Here is a 15,833-nt window from a genome sequence, read left to right as displayed (position 1 = left end):
TTTGCTCGCTGACTGCGCCTTCACCGTGTTGGCCATCACGTGGGGGAGGGGTTCCCCGGCGGAATGCAGCCTTTGCTCGCTGACTGCGCCTTCACCGTGTTGGCCATCACGTGGGGGAGGGGTTCCCGGGCGGAATGCAACTTTTCCGGCGCGGGCAACGTCCCATCCGTAGCAGGAGGACTTGCCCGATGACCATTCAGATGCCAGGGATCGAGCCGGCTGCCGATGAGCTCGTCCTCGAGCCGCCAGCGGCGGTGCCCCCCGTCACCCAGGCGCAGGCTGCTTCCACCATCCGTATCGACGAGGCGACCGCTGTCCGCATCCAGGCGGCCGTCAACGCCTACGTCGATTCGCTGACCACCCTCGAAGCGCAATCGCCCGAGTTCAACAAGAAGGTCTCCTCGATCAGCAAGATGGGCCACGAGGAGATTCGCCGCTCCGCCGAGGCCTCCAATCGCTTCCTCGACCGCCCAACCGCCGCCCTCGGGCAGGGACCGATGGCCCAGGGCTCGGAGGTCTCGCAGGCGTTGCTCGCGCTGCGGACCCAGGTCGAGGATCTGGACCCGTCGCGCCACCTCGGGCAGCGGCGCGGCTTCTTCAAGCGCGCCGTCTTCGGGAGTCAGGTCGAAGGGTACTTCCGCAAGTACCAATCGGCACAGTCGCAGATCGAGGCCATCGTCAGCAGCCTCTACCGGGGCCAGGACGAGCTGATGCGCGACAACGCCGCCCTGGAGCAGGAGAAGTATCACCTCTGGGAGATGAAGCGGCGGCTGGAGCAGTACGCCTACATGGCGGCGCAGCTCGACGAGGCGCTGGCGAAGAAGATCGCGCTGACCGACGGCTCGGACCCTGAGAAGGCCCGCGCCCTGCGGGAGGACGCCCTCTTCTACGTGCGCCAGAAGCGCCAGGACTTGCTTACCCAACTCTCGGTGACGGTCCAGGGGTATCTCGCGCTGGACCTGATCCGCAAGAACAACCAGGAGCTGGTCAAGGGCGTCGAGCGCGCGACGACGACCACCGTCTCGGCGCTGCGGACGGCTGTCATCGCGGCGCTGGCGCTCGGCAACCAGCGGCTGGTGCTGGACCAGATCACGGCGCTCAACACGACCACCGGCAATGTGATCGAATCGACCTCGCGGATGCTGCGCCAGCAGACCGCCGAGATCCAGCAGCAGGCTGCCAGCGCAACGGTGAACATCGAGCAGTTGCAGGCGGCGTTCACCAACATCTACGCCACCATCGACGCCATCGACACGTTCAAGCTCGCCGCGCTCGACACGATGAAGACGACCATCGACAATCTCTCGAAGGAGATCGCGAAGGCCCAGACGCACGTCGAGCGGGCGCGGGCGGCCGAGCTGGCGCAGGCCCAGGCTGACACCCTGACGGGCGAATTGCAGCTCCCCGTCAACCGCGAAGGAGCGTAACCAGGATGGGCCTGATCATCGTGCTGCTGCTGGCGCTGGTCGTCGCCGTGGCGGCCTTCGGGATCTGGGTCGTCGTGACGGTCATCACGACCGTCGCGTCGGTCCTGATCTCGCTGGGCAGCCACGCGCTGCCCGTGCTGATGATCGTGCTCGGGGCGTGGCTGGTCTGGCGGGCGCTGGCGGGGGGCCGTCGCCCGCGCCATGCGACGCCGTCCGGCTTCCAGTCAGACCCCCGCGCCGGCTCGCCGGGGGCATGGCAGCCGTGGTCGGCAGGCGCGGCCCACGAGCAGGGCGCGGCTTGCGGGCAGCCTGCGGCGCAGGGCCGGTCCGGACGTCGGCGTGGGCGTCGTGGCGACCCGGAGCCGGCCCCGGCTGGCGCTACCGCCCCGCGGCCGGCGCGTCGTGAGCTGCCGATTGACGTGCAGGTCAAGGCCGAGCAGATCCAGCGCAAGGCCGATCTGCTGCTGGGCTATGCCGACCGTTTCCCGCCGTTCTCCCAGAGCCTGCACATCGTGCGGCAGACCGCCACGGACTACCTGCCGCGCACGCTGGAGGCGTACCTCGCACTGCCGGGCCTGGACGATCCCCTGGTGCCGTCGACCGGCCGCACCGCGCTCACCGAGCTGCGGGCGCAGCTTCACCTGCTGGATGCCAAGCTCGACGATATCACGCTCGATCTCCAGCAGCAGGATCTCGACCGCATGAGCGCCAATCGCCGTTTCCTGGAGGAGCGCTTCGGGCACGGCGAGCGGCCAGCGTCGGACGCGCAGCCGCCGCCGACCGCGCGGATGGGCCTGCTCCACGACATCACGCAGGCGCGCGCCTGCTAAACCGGCACCACGCTGAAAACTCCACGGTGAGTCGCCCCGGGAAACCGCAGCCCTGCTCCGGGAGACCTCACCCTCAGCCCGGGAGTTACCTCACCCCCCAGCCCCCTCTCCCGCGCACAGGGAGAGGGGTCGGCGGCTTGCACAGACTGCTCGGCCGTGGCGCCCCCCTCGCCCGCGCACAGGGAGAGGGGGCTGGGGGTGAGGGCCTCCCTCGGTGGGAGAGGGGGCTGGGGGGTGAGGGCCTCCCTCGGTCGGGGGTGAGGGCCCTTACCACCATAAATCATCAATCTTCGTCAAGCCCCGACCACCCTGCACGACGACGGTATCATGCGATCGCCGTGCCCGTTCACGTACATGCCGAGCGAGGGGCACGCCCCCGCGCTTCGACTGCTCGTGCAGGTGGCCGAGGCGTCAGACGAGCGACGGCTGGCGCGTCCGGCCCGTCCCCGCCAGCAGCTGTCGGATCGTCGGGGCGACCTGCGGCAGCGGCACGATGTGCTCGGCTGCGCCGCGCTGGGCGACGGCTTTGGGCATCCCGTACACGACGCAGGTGGACTTGTCTTCGGCGATGACCGTGCCGCCCGCCTGCTTCACCGCGACGGCCCCGTCTGCACCGTCTGAGCCCATGCCGGTGAGGACCGCCGTCACGATCCGGCTGCCGTAGACCTCCGCCGCCGACAGCAGCGCCACGTCGACGGATGGGCGCACCCAGTGGACTTTCGGACCCTGGTCAAGCTCGATGGTGCCGCGCGGGCCGAAACGCAGGTGCCAGTCGCCCGGGGCCAGCAGCGCGACATCCGGGGCCAGCCTGTCGTTCTGGCGCGCCTCGCGGATCAGCAGCGGAGAGGCCGACGCCAGGAGGTCGGCCAGCACGGTGGTCATCCCGTCTGGCATGTGCTGGACAATGACGTAGGCGGTCCGTCCGTCCGGATGCAGATCGCTGACGACGGCCTGCAACGCCTGCGGTCCGCCCGTCGACGCCCCGAGGATCACGAGCCGCTCGAAGCCGTCGCTGGCGCGCAGCGGTGTGCGTGCAGGGGGTGGCGGGGCCGGGCGGGGACTGACGCTGACCGGAGGGAGCCGGTGGGTTGTCGTTGACAGTCGTGGCCGGCCGACGCGTGGCCGCGCGCGCGCCGCTTCACGGACCTTCCTGACCAGCTCATCCCGCAGGGTGACGACGCTCCCGAGGATCGGGCCGCCCGGCTTCGGTACGAAGTCCACCGCGCCGTCGAGCAGGGCGCGGACGGTGGCCTCTGCGCCCTCGTGCGTCAGGTAGGAGACCATGACCACGGGCAGCGGCGAGCGGGCCATCAACTGCCGCAGCACGGCGAGGCCGTCCATGCCCGGCATCTCGACGTCGAGCGTCACGACGTCCGGCTGGAGCTCCTCAACCTTGGCGAAGCACTCCTGGCCGTTCGCCGCGGACCCGACCACCTCGATGTCTGACGCACCGTTCAGCGCAGCCATCAGGACACGCCGCGTCAGCGCCGAGTCATCGACGACTAGCACGCGGACGGGGCTGGCGGAGCGTCCCGGAAGCGGGGACGCGGGCGCTCTGAACGGCGGTTCGCCCGTCATCTAGTGATCCTTGCGCTCGCTCGGGCGACAACATCCACTGCTGGCTCTGCCGTCCTACCTCAAACAAACGTCCTGCTGGTCACAAAGGTGATGGAGCGCGCGTCCTCCCCGTCACCCCGTCCCTTCCCACGGCACGCGCCGTTGTAGGAGATGAGACGCGGAGTTTCCACCGCCAGGTCGGTATGGCGTGAGGGTCTGACAACGCAATGCAAGGGGAAATGAACACCTCCAGCCAGTACGGGACGACCTCGCCCGGTCAGGCTGCGACCGCTCGGGGGCAGGAACGGCTCGCCCGTGTGCTCGTGGTGGACGACGAACCGACCAACCGCATGGTGGTCGAGGGCATGCTCACGCACCTGGGCTACGCCCACCTGTCAGTTGAGAACGGTGCGCAGGCGGTCGAAGTCGTCGGGCAACAGCGATTTGACGCCGTCCTGATGGACTGCCTGATGCCGATCATGGATGGGTACGATGCGACCCGCGCAATCCGCCATCGCGAGCAGGCGGCCAGCCCGGAACACACGGTCGGCCGCGTGCCGGTCATTGCCGTCACGGCGCTGGCGATGCAGGGCGCCCGCGAGCGGTGCATCGACGCCGGCATGGACGACTACCTGACGAAGCCGGTCATGCTCGAAAGCCTCGAGCGTGTGCTCGACCGCTGGATCGCAGGGGAGCAGGCCGCGCAGGCCTGGACTCCGACCCGCCCTGCAGCCTGCCCGAGCAACGACGGCCCGATTGACAGCCGCGTCCTCGACGACTTGCGAGAGCTGGACGGCGACACCGGCGCGGCGCTGATCGGCGAGCTGGTTCACGACTTCGGGAGTGAGGTTCCGGCTCGGTTTCCGATGATCCTGGCAGCCGTGACCGGCGGTGACACGCACACCCTGCTGCGGGAGCTGCACTTCGTCGCTGGCTGCGCGGCGATTGTCGGGGCGCGCCACGTCGAGCAGATCGCGCGGTCGGTGCGGAGCGAGAACGCGCCCACCGACGAGGCCGGCGCACAGCACCTGGTCGAGCGGCTGACGAGCGCCTATGAGAAGGCGCTGGCGCACCTGACGATCATCGCGTCAGCGTGACGCGGCCCGCCGCCTGACCCGCCTCGCGTCAGCGCCGCCCTGCCTTCGACCGGTCGTCGCGCGCTGCACAGGCCCGGCAGGCCACTCCGCTCCGCTCGTCAGACAGACTCATCGAGCGCACTCGCCATCCATATATTGAGATGCGCTCGGTTGGCGAGAGGGTGTCGCTCCGGGTGGCCGCGCCGCGTTGTAATCCGACGGATCTCTCCCTGCCGCTCCAACCCCTCGATGGAGGTTTCGATGTTTCACCGCCTCTGGCGCCCCGTTCGCACGAGCTTGCGCGTCAAGATGACATGCTTGATGCTGGCGACGCTCGCGCCATTGCTGATCGGCTTCACCGCGTACGATGTCTATTCGCAGCGTGCTTCGCAGGAGCAGGTGCTGTTGGAGAAGGGGCGCATCATCGCGCAGACCCAGGCGCGGGTGGCCGCCGAGGTTTTCAGCCAGGCACTCGCCTCCGGCGCCCTGACCCAGGAGCAACTGTTCGATACGAAGTACTCCGTCATTCCGAACACTGAGCCAAAGAAGTATCACACTGGCTATGACGCGTATGTCGATACGACATTCCAGAAGATCGAAGACGAGGTGCTGCGCGACGAAGACGTCGTGTTCGCTGTCCTGGTTGACCGCAACGGCTACCTCCCAACGCACAACACGAAATACGCCGTTGGCGCGGCGACGCCCGCGCTGAACCGCACCAAGCGGCTGTTCGACGATCCAGTCGGGCTGGCGGCTGCGCAGAACGTCGATCCGTTCCTGCAGCAGGTCTACAAGCGCGACACTGGCGAGACGATGTGGGATCTGTCCGCGCCCATCGTCGTGAACGGCCAGCACTGGGGCGCGTTCCGTGTGGGCTTCTCGATCCAGCGGGTCGAGGCGCGCCTGGCGGACCTGACCCAGCGCATCGTGCTGACGATGCTGGCCATGCTGCTCTTCGTGGCCGTCGTGACGGTGCTGATCGCCTCATGGATCGCGCGGTCCGTCGGGCGGGTGGCCGGGCTGGCGTCCGTGGTCGCCCGGCACGACCTTCCCAACCTGATGGAGGCGGTCGAGCGGGCGGCGGCAGGTGACCTGCGGGGCCGCGTCGAGATCCAGGCGCAGCCGGTGACCGTCTCCTCCGACGACGAGCTCGGGCGGATGTCCACGGACGTCAACACGATGGTCAGCAGCCTGCAAGAGACGGGCGAGGCGTTCACCCAGATGACGGGCAGCCTGCGCCAGATGCTCGGGCAGGTGCGGGTGGCCGCCGATTCCGTGGCGGAGACGTCACAGGAGCTCGGCGCGGTGACCGGCGAGACGGCCAATGCCGTGGCCCAGGTGGCCGAGGCGATTGGGCACGTGGCGGTGGGCGCGCAGGACTCGGCGAACTCGGTGCAGGGGGCCGTGGCGGCGATCTCGGAGGTTGGCCGGTCGGTTGACGAGATCGCTCGCGGAACCAGCACCCAGGCGGGGCAGATCACCGAGGTCACGGCGACCGTCGCGCAGATGGCCTCTGGCGTCGAGCTGGTGGCGACGAACGTGCGACGAGTGTCGTCGGCGTCGGCGCAGACGCGCTCCTCGGCCGAGGACGGCAGCCGGGCCGTCCGCGAGACCATCGACGGCATGGCCGACATTCGGACCGTGGTGGCGCAGGCCGCCGAGCGGGTCGAGGCCCTCGGGGCGCTCGGCTCGAAGATCGGCGCGGTGGTCGAGACCATCGACGACATCGCCGAGCAGACCAATCTCCTCGCCCTGAACGCGGCTATCGAGGCGGCCCGGGCCGGCGAGCACGGGAAGGGCTTCGCGGTGGTAGCCGACGAGGTCCGCAAGCTGGCCGAGCGCTCCCAGCGGGAGACGCGCGGCATCTCGGAGCTGATTCGCGAGGTGCAGACCGGCACCAGCGCCGCCGTCGACGCCATGCGGAGCAGCTCGGTGAAGGTCGATCTCGGGGCCGAGCGGGCGGACCAGGCCGGGTCCGCGCTCGCCGAGATCCTCGCTGCGATCGATGAGACGGTGGCCCAGGTGGCGACCATTGCCACGGCGGCCGACCAGCTGACGGGCGGGGCACAGTCCGTCGTGCAGACGATGCAGAGCATCAGCGGCGTGGTGGACGAGAGCAGCGCCGCCACTGACAGCATTGCCGGCCAGACCACGCGAGTCACCCAGTCGTTCGCGACCATCGCCGCCGTGTCTGAGGAGAACAGCGCCGCCACCGACGAGGTGTCGGCGTCCTGCGACTCGATCCGCGCCCAGGTGGACGGCATCAGCGCGCAGGCCGACGAGCTTGCGGCGACGGCGGATCAGCTCAAGACGCTGATCGGGCAGTTCGAGCTGGACGAGGGGCCGGGCAATCGCGGGCGTGGCGAGCCGAGCCGGGCGCATGCCTGGGCGCCGGCCGGTCGGCAGGAGCGGCTCCGCCCGGCCGTCTGAGGCAAGAATCTGTGAGGCGCGATTCCGGTTGCAGTACCAGTTGCATTCACGGTGTCGACGCGCGCTGCGCCACACCTACCAGCGGGGCGGACGGCCTGAACGTCCGCCCCGCTGCACGTCCAGCGTCGGTAGAGAGGCAGCGCAGGGCTGCCGGCACGATGGTCGCCAGGAGTTGTATGAGACGTTGCTGAAACGGATTAGCCGGACCCGGTCGATCATGTACCATGTTGCGGAATGCCAGGCACCGGAGCCCGGGCCGGCCCCGTGCCGACCCTCCGGGCTGAGTGGGACGATCAACGCATGCCGAAGAGTGGAACGTTGCCCGCCGCGAAGCGAAGTGCTCGCGTCGGGTCGAGAAAAAGCAGTAACGCCCGTGGTGTAGACAAGTCGGCAGACGCGCCGGTTCGCGGACAGCTCGAGTACGCGTACCAGGCCCTGCGAGACGCGATCATGGCCGGCACCTACCTGCCGAACCAGCGGCTGATCGAGGCTGAGGTGACGCTGGCGCTGGGCGTCAGCCGCACGACCCTCCGCGCCGCGCTCATCCGCCTCCAGGAAGAGGGGCTGGTTGAGATCGAGATCAACCGTGGCGCTCATGTGCGCGCCTTCACCCTTGACGAGGCCGTGCAGATCCTGCTGGTCCGCGAGGTGCTGGAAGGGCTGGCGGCCGTGCTGGCGAGCCAGAAGGCAAGCGAGGCCGAGCTTGCCGCGCTGCGGGCCGTCGTGGAAGAGATGAAGGACGCCCTTGCCATCGACGACGTGATGAAGTACGCGGCCCTCAACCACCGCTTTCACAGGATCATCCTGAACGCGGCCGGGCACGAGATCGTGTCGCGGTTCCTGGGGTCACTGCAGTACCCGCTGATCCGCTACCAGTTCGGATCGATCCTGGTGCCCGGGCGGCGCGATTCCTCCCTGGGCGAGCACCAGGCGATTCTGGCAGCCCTGGAAGCGCACGACGCCCCGGAGGCTGAGCGACTGGCCCGCCTGCACGTCGCGAATGTGCGGTCGGCGGTGCTGAAGAACGGCGGACCGCTCGCGTGACGTGCTGACGTGTCGGGATTGTGAAGGCGCGCTGATGTCGCGATGGTGCTTCGCGGCGTGAGGCGTGGAGGGCTGCCCCGATCCTGACGTATCATCCCTGAGCTTCGGTCCATCCACGGGCCGAAGCTCGGGATGCTGCCATGCCCGCCACGCCGCCGCGCGCCTCACCCATCCGCGTCGCCAATGCGCCGTGCTCCTGGGGCGCATTGGAGTTCGAGGAGGTCGGCAGGGCAAGCATCGGGTACGTCCAGATGCTGGACGAGCTTCGGGAGACGGGGTACGTCGGGACGGAGCTGGGCGACTGGGGCTTCATGCCGACCGAGCCATCTGCCCTCGATGCTGAGCTGCGCCAGAGGGGTCTGGCGATGGTCGGCGCATACGTCCAGGGGACGTTCCGCCACGCCGACGCCCATGCCGAGATCCGGGAGCGGGCGGTGCGGACGGCCCGGCTGCTTCGCGCGGTGGCCGAGGACGGCCCGGACGCGCAGCCGCCGTTTCTGATCCTGGCCGACGAGAACGGCAGCGATCCCGTCCGTACCCTGCACGCTGGCCGCGCGACCCCCGGTATGGGCCTGGACGCCGCCGCGTGGCGCACCTTCGCGGCCGGCGTCGAGGATGTCGCCCGCGCCGTCAACGATGCGACGGGCCTGCGGATCGCGTTTCACTCGCACTGCGCCGGCTTCGTGGAGACCCCCGACGAGACCGCCCGCCTGCTCGACCTGACCAGTCCCGACGTGGTCGGGCTGGTGCTGGACACCGGGCACTACACCTACGGCAGCGGCGTCAACGATCCACGCGGCGCGCTGGCTGGCCTGGAGCGGTTCGCGGAGCGGGTGCTGCACGTCCACGTCAAGGACTGTGAGCCGGCCGTCGCCACGCGGGCGCGAGCCGACGGCTGGGACTACTTCCGCGCGCTCAAGGAAGGCCTCTTCTGCGAGCTGGGCAAGGGCTGCGTGGACTTTCCGGCCGTCGTGGCGTGGCTGCGCGAGCGCGGGTACGGCGGCTGGATCGTCGTCGAGCAGGATGTGCTGCCGGGGATGGGCTCGCCGAAGGAGAGCGCGGCGCGCAGCCGGGCGTACCTCGCCGGGCTGGGGCTGTAGGGCCAGGGGACTACAGCACGCTGAAGCCGTCTGGCAGCGGCGTCCTGCCCGTCAGCGCGTGCAGCAGCACGGCCTGCCGCGCTCGGTCAGGGTTGCGGGCCGCCAGATCCAGGGCGATGCCGAGTGCGCGCGCGAGCGGCCCGGCCGGCGGCGGGGCCTGGATGTCGGCAGCGCGGCAGATGTCGAGCGTGTGGACGACCAGCTCGAAGATCTTCGTGTCCAGATAGGCATCGAGCGGCAGGCGGGCGTAGGGGGTGGCGACGCGCGCGTCGGGCGGGGTCGCGGCCAGCACCTCGCGAGCCGTCTGCTCCAGCAGTTCGATGGTGGCTTGCGGATCGTCGCCGAGGGCCGAGCCGGCCTGCCGCCCGCGTTCCGCCACGCCGCTGGCCTGATTGGGCGTCGCCAGCACGTTGCTGAAATAGTCGGCGGCCCGGTCACCGTCGCCCGGGTGCGGCAGCGGATGCCGGATATCGCGCTCGACGTTGGCCAGAGCACGGCTGGTATGGCCCACCAGCTCGCGCACCGACCAGACGCCCAGGCCCGGCTGATCCCACTGGCTCGTTCGCAGCAGCCCGACGACCTGGCGGAAGAAGGCGACCGCCTCGAAATACGGGGCCGCGGTGTCGTTCACGTTCTCTCCAGATCGGGCAGACTTCGCTGTCCTGTGCGCCGCGCGGCGCGAACCTGTGTCACGCTGAGCGCTCCGTGCTAGAATACTGTCCGAACGTGGGTCTGTGCGTCACATTTCGACGATGTCCACTCTCATACTCGGACCTGGAGGCCGCCTTTGAGGGCGGGGCTTCCTGGCCGGGTTTTTGTCGTGTTTCGCCGGTTTCAGTCTAGCGTCGGTATACTTTGACGTTGGCCCTCGCCCGCCATCTCTTCGTGCCCTTTCTCGGTGCGCCCATCGCGCTGCCACTGTCGCCGCCTGTGGCAGCTTGCTCGGCGAATCACGTGACCCTCTTGGTCTCGCGGCCTGTGTCCTCACGGGAGGTTTGACTTCATGGCTATCGCCCCGGCCGACCCGAGCTCCCTGGCTCTCCCTCAGGTGACGATGCCGCGCAAGACGTTTGCGCGCTTCGCCGAGGCGGCGCCGGTGCCGGATCTGATTCAGATTCAGCGCGACTCGTTCAGCTGGTTCAAGAAGGAGGGGCTGCGCGAGCTCTTCGACGAGATCTCGCCAATTGGGGACTTCACAGGTCGAACTATGGAGCTGGAACTGGCCGTTCCGGGTCCAGACGGCGAGCCGGGCTATGAGTTCGGCGAGCCCAAGATGAGTGAGGACGACTGCCGCCTGCGCGACCAGACCTACGCCGCCCCGCTGCGGGTCCGGATGCGGCTGCGCATCAAGTCGGGTGACGCCGAGGGCGAGTTGAAGGAGCAGACCATCTTCATGGGCGATTTCCCGCTCATGACGGAGAACGGCACCTTCATCATCAACGGCGCTGAGCGCGTCGTGGTGAGCCAGCTCGTGCGCTCCCCGGGCGTCTACTTCGACGCTGCCGAGGACACCACGACCGGCCGCCCGCTCGCAACGGCCAAGCTGATCCCCAGCCGTGGCGCGTGGCTCGAATTCGAGACCAGCAGCCGCGACGTGCTCTCGGTCAAGGTGGACCGCAAGCGGAAGATCCCGGTCACCACGCTGCTGCGCGCGCTTGGCGCCGTCCCCGGGTCGCCCATCAAGAAGGGCGACAACGACGAGATGCTGGCGCTCTACGAGGCGGACGACAACCATCGGGACCACCACTACCTGCAGTCCACGATGGACAAGGATCCGGCCTCGAACACCCAGGAGGCGCTGCTGGAGTTCTACCGGCGGCTGCGCCCGGGCGATCCGCCGAACCTCGACAACGCCAAGCAGTTGCTGAACTCGCTGTTCTTCAGCTTCCGCCGCTACGACCTCGGGCGGGTGGGCCGCTACAAGCTGTCTCGCCGCCTGCGCCTCGAGGCCGCCCCGACGACCGGCCAGACCGAGCGGGTGCTGACGCCGCAGGATCTGATCGAGATCGTCCGCGAGATGATCCGCATCAACAACGAGCGCTCCTCCCGGGATGACATCGATCATCTGGGCAACCGCCGTGTGCGCGCCGTTGGCGAGCTGATCCAGAATCAGTTCCGCGTCGGCCTGCTCCGTATGGAGCGCGTCGTCAAGGAGCGCATGTCGATCACCGAGCCGGCCACGGCCACGCCGTCCAGCCTGGTGAACATCCGCCCCGTCGTGGCGGCCATGCGCGAGTTCTTCGGCGGCAGCCAGCTCTCGCAGTTCATGGACCAGGTGAACCCGCTGGCCGAGCTGACGCACAAGCGCCGCCTCTCGGCGCTCGGGCCTGGCGGTCTGAGCCGCGACCGCGCCGGCTTCGAAGTGCGCGACGTGCATCACAGCCACTACGGCCGGATCTGCCCGATCGAGACGCCTGAAGGCCCGAACATCGGCCTGATCGGCAGCCTCGCGACGTACGGGCGGATCAACGCGTTCGGCTTCATCGAGACGCCGTACCGGCGGGTGCGCCGCACGGTGGCGAACGATGGCGCTCAGCTAGTGGACCGCACCCTGCGCGAGGACGTCTCCGACAATGGCGACGTCGTGGCGAAGAAGGGCACGGTGATCGACGCCGCGCTGGCGGCCCGCATCGCCGGCATCGCGGACGTGAAGTTCGTCAACATCGTGCCGTTCGTCACGGACGAGATCGCGTTCCTGCCGGCTGACGAGGAGGAGCGCTTCTCGGTTGCCCAGGCGAATGTGCACCTGAACCCCGACAATACGTTCGCGGACACCAGGATCTCGGTCCGGCACGGCTCGCTGTTCCTGGAGGAGCCGCCGGAGCGGGTGGACTTCGTCGACATTTCGCCGAAGCAGACGGTGAGCGTGGCCGGCGCCCTGATCCCGTTCCTCGAGCACGACGACGCCAACCGCGCGCTGATGGGCTGCAACATGCAGCGCCAGGCGGTGCCGCTGCTCCAGCCGGAAGCCCCGCTGGTGGGCACGGGCATGGAGGTCCGCACGGCGCGCGACTCGGGCCAGGTTGTCCTGTCGAGGACGGATGGCGTGGTCGAGTCGGTGGCGGCGCGCGAGGTCGTGATCCGCGACGCGGCCGGCGAGAAGCACATCTACCGGCTGCGGAAGTTCGTGCGGTCCAACCAGGGCACCTGCATGAACCAGCGGCCCATCGTCATGCGCGGCGAGCGCGTGGTGAAGGGGCAGCCGCTGGCGGACAGCTCCTCGACGCAGGAAGGCGAGCTGGCGCTCGGCCAGAACGTCCTCGTGTCGTTCATGTGCTGGGAGGGCGGCAACTTCGAGGACGCCATCCTGCTCTCGGAGTCGGTGGTGCGTGACGACAAGTTCACGTCGATCCACATCGAGAAGCACGAGGTCGAGGCGCGGGACACCAAGCTCGGCCCCGAGGAGATCACGCGGGACATCCCGAACGTCGGCGAGGACAGCCTGCGCGACCTCGACGAGAACGGCATCATCCGCATCGGCGCTGAGGTGAAGGCTGGCGACATCCTCGTCGGCAAGATCACCCCGAAGGGCGAGACGGAGCTGACGGCTGAGGAGCGCCTCCTGCGGGCGATCTTCGGCGAGAAGGCCCGCGAGGTCAAGGACACCTCGCTGCGCGTGCCACACGGCGAGCGCGGCAAGGTGGTGGACGTGCGCGTCTTCGAGCGGGATGCGGGCGTCGAGCTGCCGGCTGGCGTCAACAAGCAGGTCCGCGTCTCCATCGCCCAGAAGCGGAAGATCTCCGAGGGCGACAAGATGGCGGGACGCCACGGCAACAAGGGCGTCATCGCGCGGATCATGCACGTCGAGGATATGCCGTTCCTGCCTGATGGCCGGGCGGTCGAGATCATCCTCAACCCGATCGGCGTGCCGTCGCGCATGAACATCGGGCAGATCCTGGAAACGCACCTCGGGTGGGCGGCGGATGCCATGGGCATGAAGTTCGCCACCCCGGTCTTCGACGGCGCGACCGAAGAGGACATCAAGGCCGAGCTGTCCAAGGCCGGGCTGCCGGAGAGCGGCAAGATCCGCCTGCGTGACGGCCGCACCGGCGAGGAGTTCGACCAGGATGTGACGGTCGGCTACATCTACATGCTGAAGCTGGTGCACCTGGTGGAGGACAAGATCCACGCCCGGTCCACGGGGCCGTACTCGCTGATCACGCAGCAGCCGCTGGGTGGTAAGGCGCAGTTCGGCGGCCAGCGCTTCGGCGAGATGGAGGTGTGGGCGCTCGAAGCGTACGGCGCGGCGCACACGCTCCAGGAGATCCTGACCGTCAAGTCGGACGACGTGGTTGGCCGCGTCAAGACCTACGAGGCGATCGTCAAGGGTGAAGACATCTTCCAGCCGGGCGTGCCAGAGTCGTTCAAGGTGCTCGTGAAGGAGCTCCAGAGCCTCGGGCTGGCGGTTGAGGTGCTGAACGAGGAGGAGGAAGAGGTCGCGTTCCTGGAAGACCTCTCCGCCACCGACAGCATCCCGTCGATGGACATTCACATTTCCGGTTTCGAGCGCGGCGACTAGTCAGCGAGGTCTTCGGTCGTAGGTCGTAGGCCGTGGGGGCGAGCAGCGTCCCCACGGCCTGCGACCGAAGATCCAAGACCCCCGCACGGGGGTAGGATGCTCGAGGTTAACAATTTCAACGCGGTCCGCATCACGCTCGCCTCGCCGGAGCAGATCCGCTCCTGGTCGCGCGGTGAGGTGACGAAGCCGGAGACGATCAACTACCGCACGCTCAAGCCCGAGCGCGACGGCCTCTTCTGCGAGCGCATCTTCGGCCCCACCAAGGACTGGGAGTGCTCCTGCGGCAAGTACAAGCGCGTCCGCTACAAGGGCATCATCTGCGACAAGTGCGGCGTCGAGGTGACGCGGGCCAAGGTCAGGCGCGAGCGGATGGGCCACATCGAGCTGGCCTCGCCGGTCAGCCACATCTGGTTCGTGAAGGGGACGCCTTCGCGGATCGGCCTGCTGCTGGACGTGACGCCGCGCCTGCTGGAGCAGGTGCTGTACTTCGCCAAGTACATCATCACGGACATCAACGATCAGGCGCGCGAGCGGCTGGTCTCGCAGATCCGCGAGGAGACCGAGCGCCGCATCGAGGCCAAGGAGCGGGACCGCAAGAGCCGCCTGGAAGAGGCGACTGGCCCGCTGATGAACCGCCTCGCCGAGCTTGAGGACGAGAAGACCGAGCGCCTCCGGGACATCGAGACCCAGAAGGAGCAGCGCATCGAGTCTGTTGCGACCTCGCAGGCGTCGCTGCGCGCCGAGATCGAGGAGCTGGTGGGCCAGGCCGCCGAGGACGACATCGTCTTCAGCCCGAACGACACCGTCGTGGTGCGGACGGGCGAGACGGTCAAGCCGACGCACGTCACGGCGCTCGAAGATGTCGCCAAGGTCTACCTGGACCAGTTGGACGACGAGTTCGGCGAGTGGATCAAGAACGCCAGCGAGCCGCTCGACAACGAGATCGACCGCGTGCGCGCCGAGATGCAGGCCGCGTCGCTCGACGTCGGCGGCGATGACACGGCGTTCGATGCCGACGGCGAGCGCCAGCGCGACGAGCTGAAGATCAAGCGCATCGAGGGCATCAAGCCGCTGCTGACGCTCAACGAGGCCGAGTACCGCGAGCTGCTCGACGTGGTCGGGCCGCGCGTCTTCAAGGCCGGCATGGGTGCTGAGGCCGTCTGGGAGCTGCTCCAGAAGGTCGATCTTGAGGTGCTGGCGCAGGAGCTGCGGATGGACTCCCGCTCCTCGTCCGGGCAGCGCCGCAAGAAGGCCACCAAGCGGCTGCGCGTCGTGGAGGCGTTCCGCAAGTCCGGGAACCAGCCGCAGTGGATGGTGATGAAGATCCTGCCGGTTCTTCCGCCAGACCTGCGCCCGATGGTTCAGTTGGACGGCGGCCGGTTCGCCACGTCCGACCTGAACGATCTCTACCGACGGGTGATCAACCGGAACAACCGACTCAAGCGACTGCTGGAGCTGGGCGCGCCGGAGATCATCATCCGGAACGAGAAGCGCATGCTGCAGGAGGCTGTGGACTCGCTGATCGACAACGGCCGGCGCGGCCGGGCGGTCTCGGGCTCCAGCAACCACAAGCTCAAGTCGCTCTCGGACATGCTCAAGGGCAAGCAGGGACGGTTCCGCCAGAACCTGCTGGGCAAGCGCGTCGACTACTCTGGCCGCTCGGTCATCGTGGTCGGCCCGAGCCTGAAGCTGCACCAGTGCGGCCTGCCGAAGCGCATGGCGCTCGAGCTGTTCAAGCCGTTCGTTTACAACCGGCTCGAAAAGCAGGGCTACGCCGCCACGATCAAGGCCGCCAAGAAGATGGTCGAGCGCGAAGATCCGGTCGTCTGGGACATCCTGGACGAAGTGGT

At 68.4% G+C, this 15,833-nt stretch carries 10 protein-coding genes; 8 read left to right on the top strand and 2 right to left on the bottom strand.

Translation table 11 applies throughout. The annotated features are described in order from the left end of the window. Positions 1-200: 200 nt before the first annotated feature. Both IT306_17310 and IT306_17305 read left to right on the top strand, forming a co-directional pair. Positions 201-1,427: a toxic anion resistance protein gene (locus IT306_17310; protein MCC7370186.1), complete on the top strand. Its 1,227-nt coding sequence runs from the start codon at positions 201-203 to the stop codon at positions 1,425-1,427. A gap of 5 nt (positions 1,428-1,432) precedes the next feature. Next, positions 1,433-2,257 (top strand): hypothetical protein, encoded by an 825-nt coding sequence (locus tag IT306_17305; protein ID MCC7370185.1) that lies wholly within the window; start codon positions 1,433-1,435, stop codon positions 2,255-2,257. 411 nt (positions 2,258-2,668) lie between these two features. Here IT306_17305 and IT306_17300 read toward each other — a convergent pair whose 3' ends face one another. Further along, complete coding sequence (locus tag IT306_17300; protein MCC7370184.1) at positions 2,669-3,835, bottom strand: chemotaxis response regulator protein-glutamate methylesterase; 1,167 nt, start codon at positions 3,833-3,835, stop codon at positions 2,669-2,671. A gap of 218 nt (positions 3,836-4,053) precedes the next feature. Here IT306_17300 and IT306_17295 point away from each other — a divergent pair, with 218 nt between their 5' ends. From IT306_17295 to IT306_17280, 4 genes are all read left to right on the top strand, one after another. Further along, positions 4,054-4,911 carry a response regulator gene (locus IT306_17295; protein MCC7370183.1) on the top strand — a complete coding sequence of 286 codons (858 nt, stop codon included), beginning with the start codon at positions 4,054-4,056 and terminating at the stop codon, positions 4,909-4,911. Between the two features lie 300 nt (positions 4,912-5,211). After that, the gene (locus tag IT306_17290) at positions 5,212-7,320 is read left to right on the top strand and encodes a hypothetical protein (GenBank protein MCC7370182.1); all 2,109 of its coding nucleotides are present in this window, start codon (positions 5,212-5,214) and stop codon (positions 7,318-7,320) included. Between the two features lie 450 nt (positions 7,321-7,770). Beyond that, positions 7,771-8,364, top strand: coding sequence for a GntR family transcriptional regulator (locus IT306_17285; protein MCC7370181.1), 594 nt, complete (start codon positions 7,771-7,773; stop codon positions 8,362-8,364). A 140-nt stretch (positions 8,365-8,504) separates the two neighbouring features. Beyond that, entirely contained in the window at positions 8,505-9,464 is a 960-nt protein-coding gene (locus IT306_17280) for a TIM barrel protein (GenBank protein ID MCC7370180.1), read from the top strand. 10 nt (positions 9,465-9,474) lie between these two features. On the opposite strand, the gene IT306_17275 is transcribed toward IT306_17280, so the two are convergent. Next, positions 9,475-10,095 (bottom strand): maleylpyruvate isomerase N-terminal domain-containing protein, encoded by a 621-nt coding sequence (locus IT306_17275; GenBank protein ID MCC7370179.1) that lies wholly within the window; start codon positions 10,093-10,095, stop codon positions 9,475-9,477. A 372-nt stretch (positions 10,096-10,467) separates the two neighbouring features. Between IT306_17275 and IT306_17270 the strand changes: the two genes are divergently transcribed. Then, positions 10,468-13,983: a DNA-directed RNA polymerase subunit beta gene (locus tag IT306_17270; protein ID MCC7370178.1), complete on the top strand. Its 3,516-nt coding sequence runs from the start codon at positions 10,468-10,470 to the stop codon at positions 13,981-13,983. 96 nt (positions 13,984-14,079) lie between these two features. Further along, positions 14,080-15,833: DNA-directed RNA polymerase subunit beta' (locus IT306_17265; GenBank protein ID MCC7370177.1), on the top strand; the 1,754-nt coding region annotated here is incomplete at its 3' end.

The organism is Chloroflexota bacterium (assembly GCA_020850535.1).
Lineage (GTDB): Bacteria > Chloroflexota > UBA6077 > UBA6077 > JACCZL01 > JADZEM01.
The sequence above is the reverse complement of the archived record's forward strand: the minus strand, read 5'-3'. Positions and strand labels throughout refer to the sequence as shown.

Coding starts and splice junctions, on each gene's coding strand:
- IT306_17310 (MCC7370186.1), top strand. CDS start 201: ATGCCAGGGATCGAGCCGGCTGCCGATGAGCTCGTCCTCGAGCCGCCA.
- IT306_17305 (MCC7370185.1), top strand. CDS start 1,433: ATGGGCCTGATCATCGTGCTGCTGCTGGCGCTGGTCGTCGCCGTGGCG.
- IT306_17300 (MCC7370184.1), bottom strand. CDS start 3,835: ATGACGGGCGAACCGCCGTTCAGAGCGCCCGCGTCCCCGCTTCCGGGA.
- IT306_17295 (MCC7370183.1), top strand. CDS start 4,054: ATGAACACCTCCAGCCAGTACGGGACGACCTCGCCCGGTCAGGCTGCG.
- IT306_17290 (MCC7370182.1), top strand. CDS start 5,212: ATGCTGGCGACGCTCGCGCCATTGCTGATCGGCTTCACCGCGTACGAT.
- IT306_17285 (MCC7370181.1), top strand. CDS start 7,771: ATGGCCGGCACCTACCTGCCGAACCAGCGGCTGATCGAGGCTGAGGTG.
- IT306_17280 (MCC7370180.1), top strand. CDS start 8,505: ATGCCCGCCACGCCGCCGCGCGCCTCACCCATCCGCGTCGCCAATGCG.
- IT306_17270 (MCC7370178.1), top strand. CDS start 10,468: ATGGCTATCGCCCCGGCCGACCCGAGCTCCCTGGCTCTCCCTCAGGTG.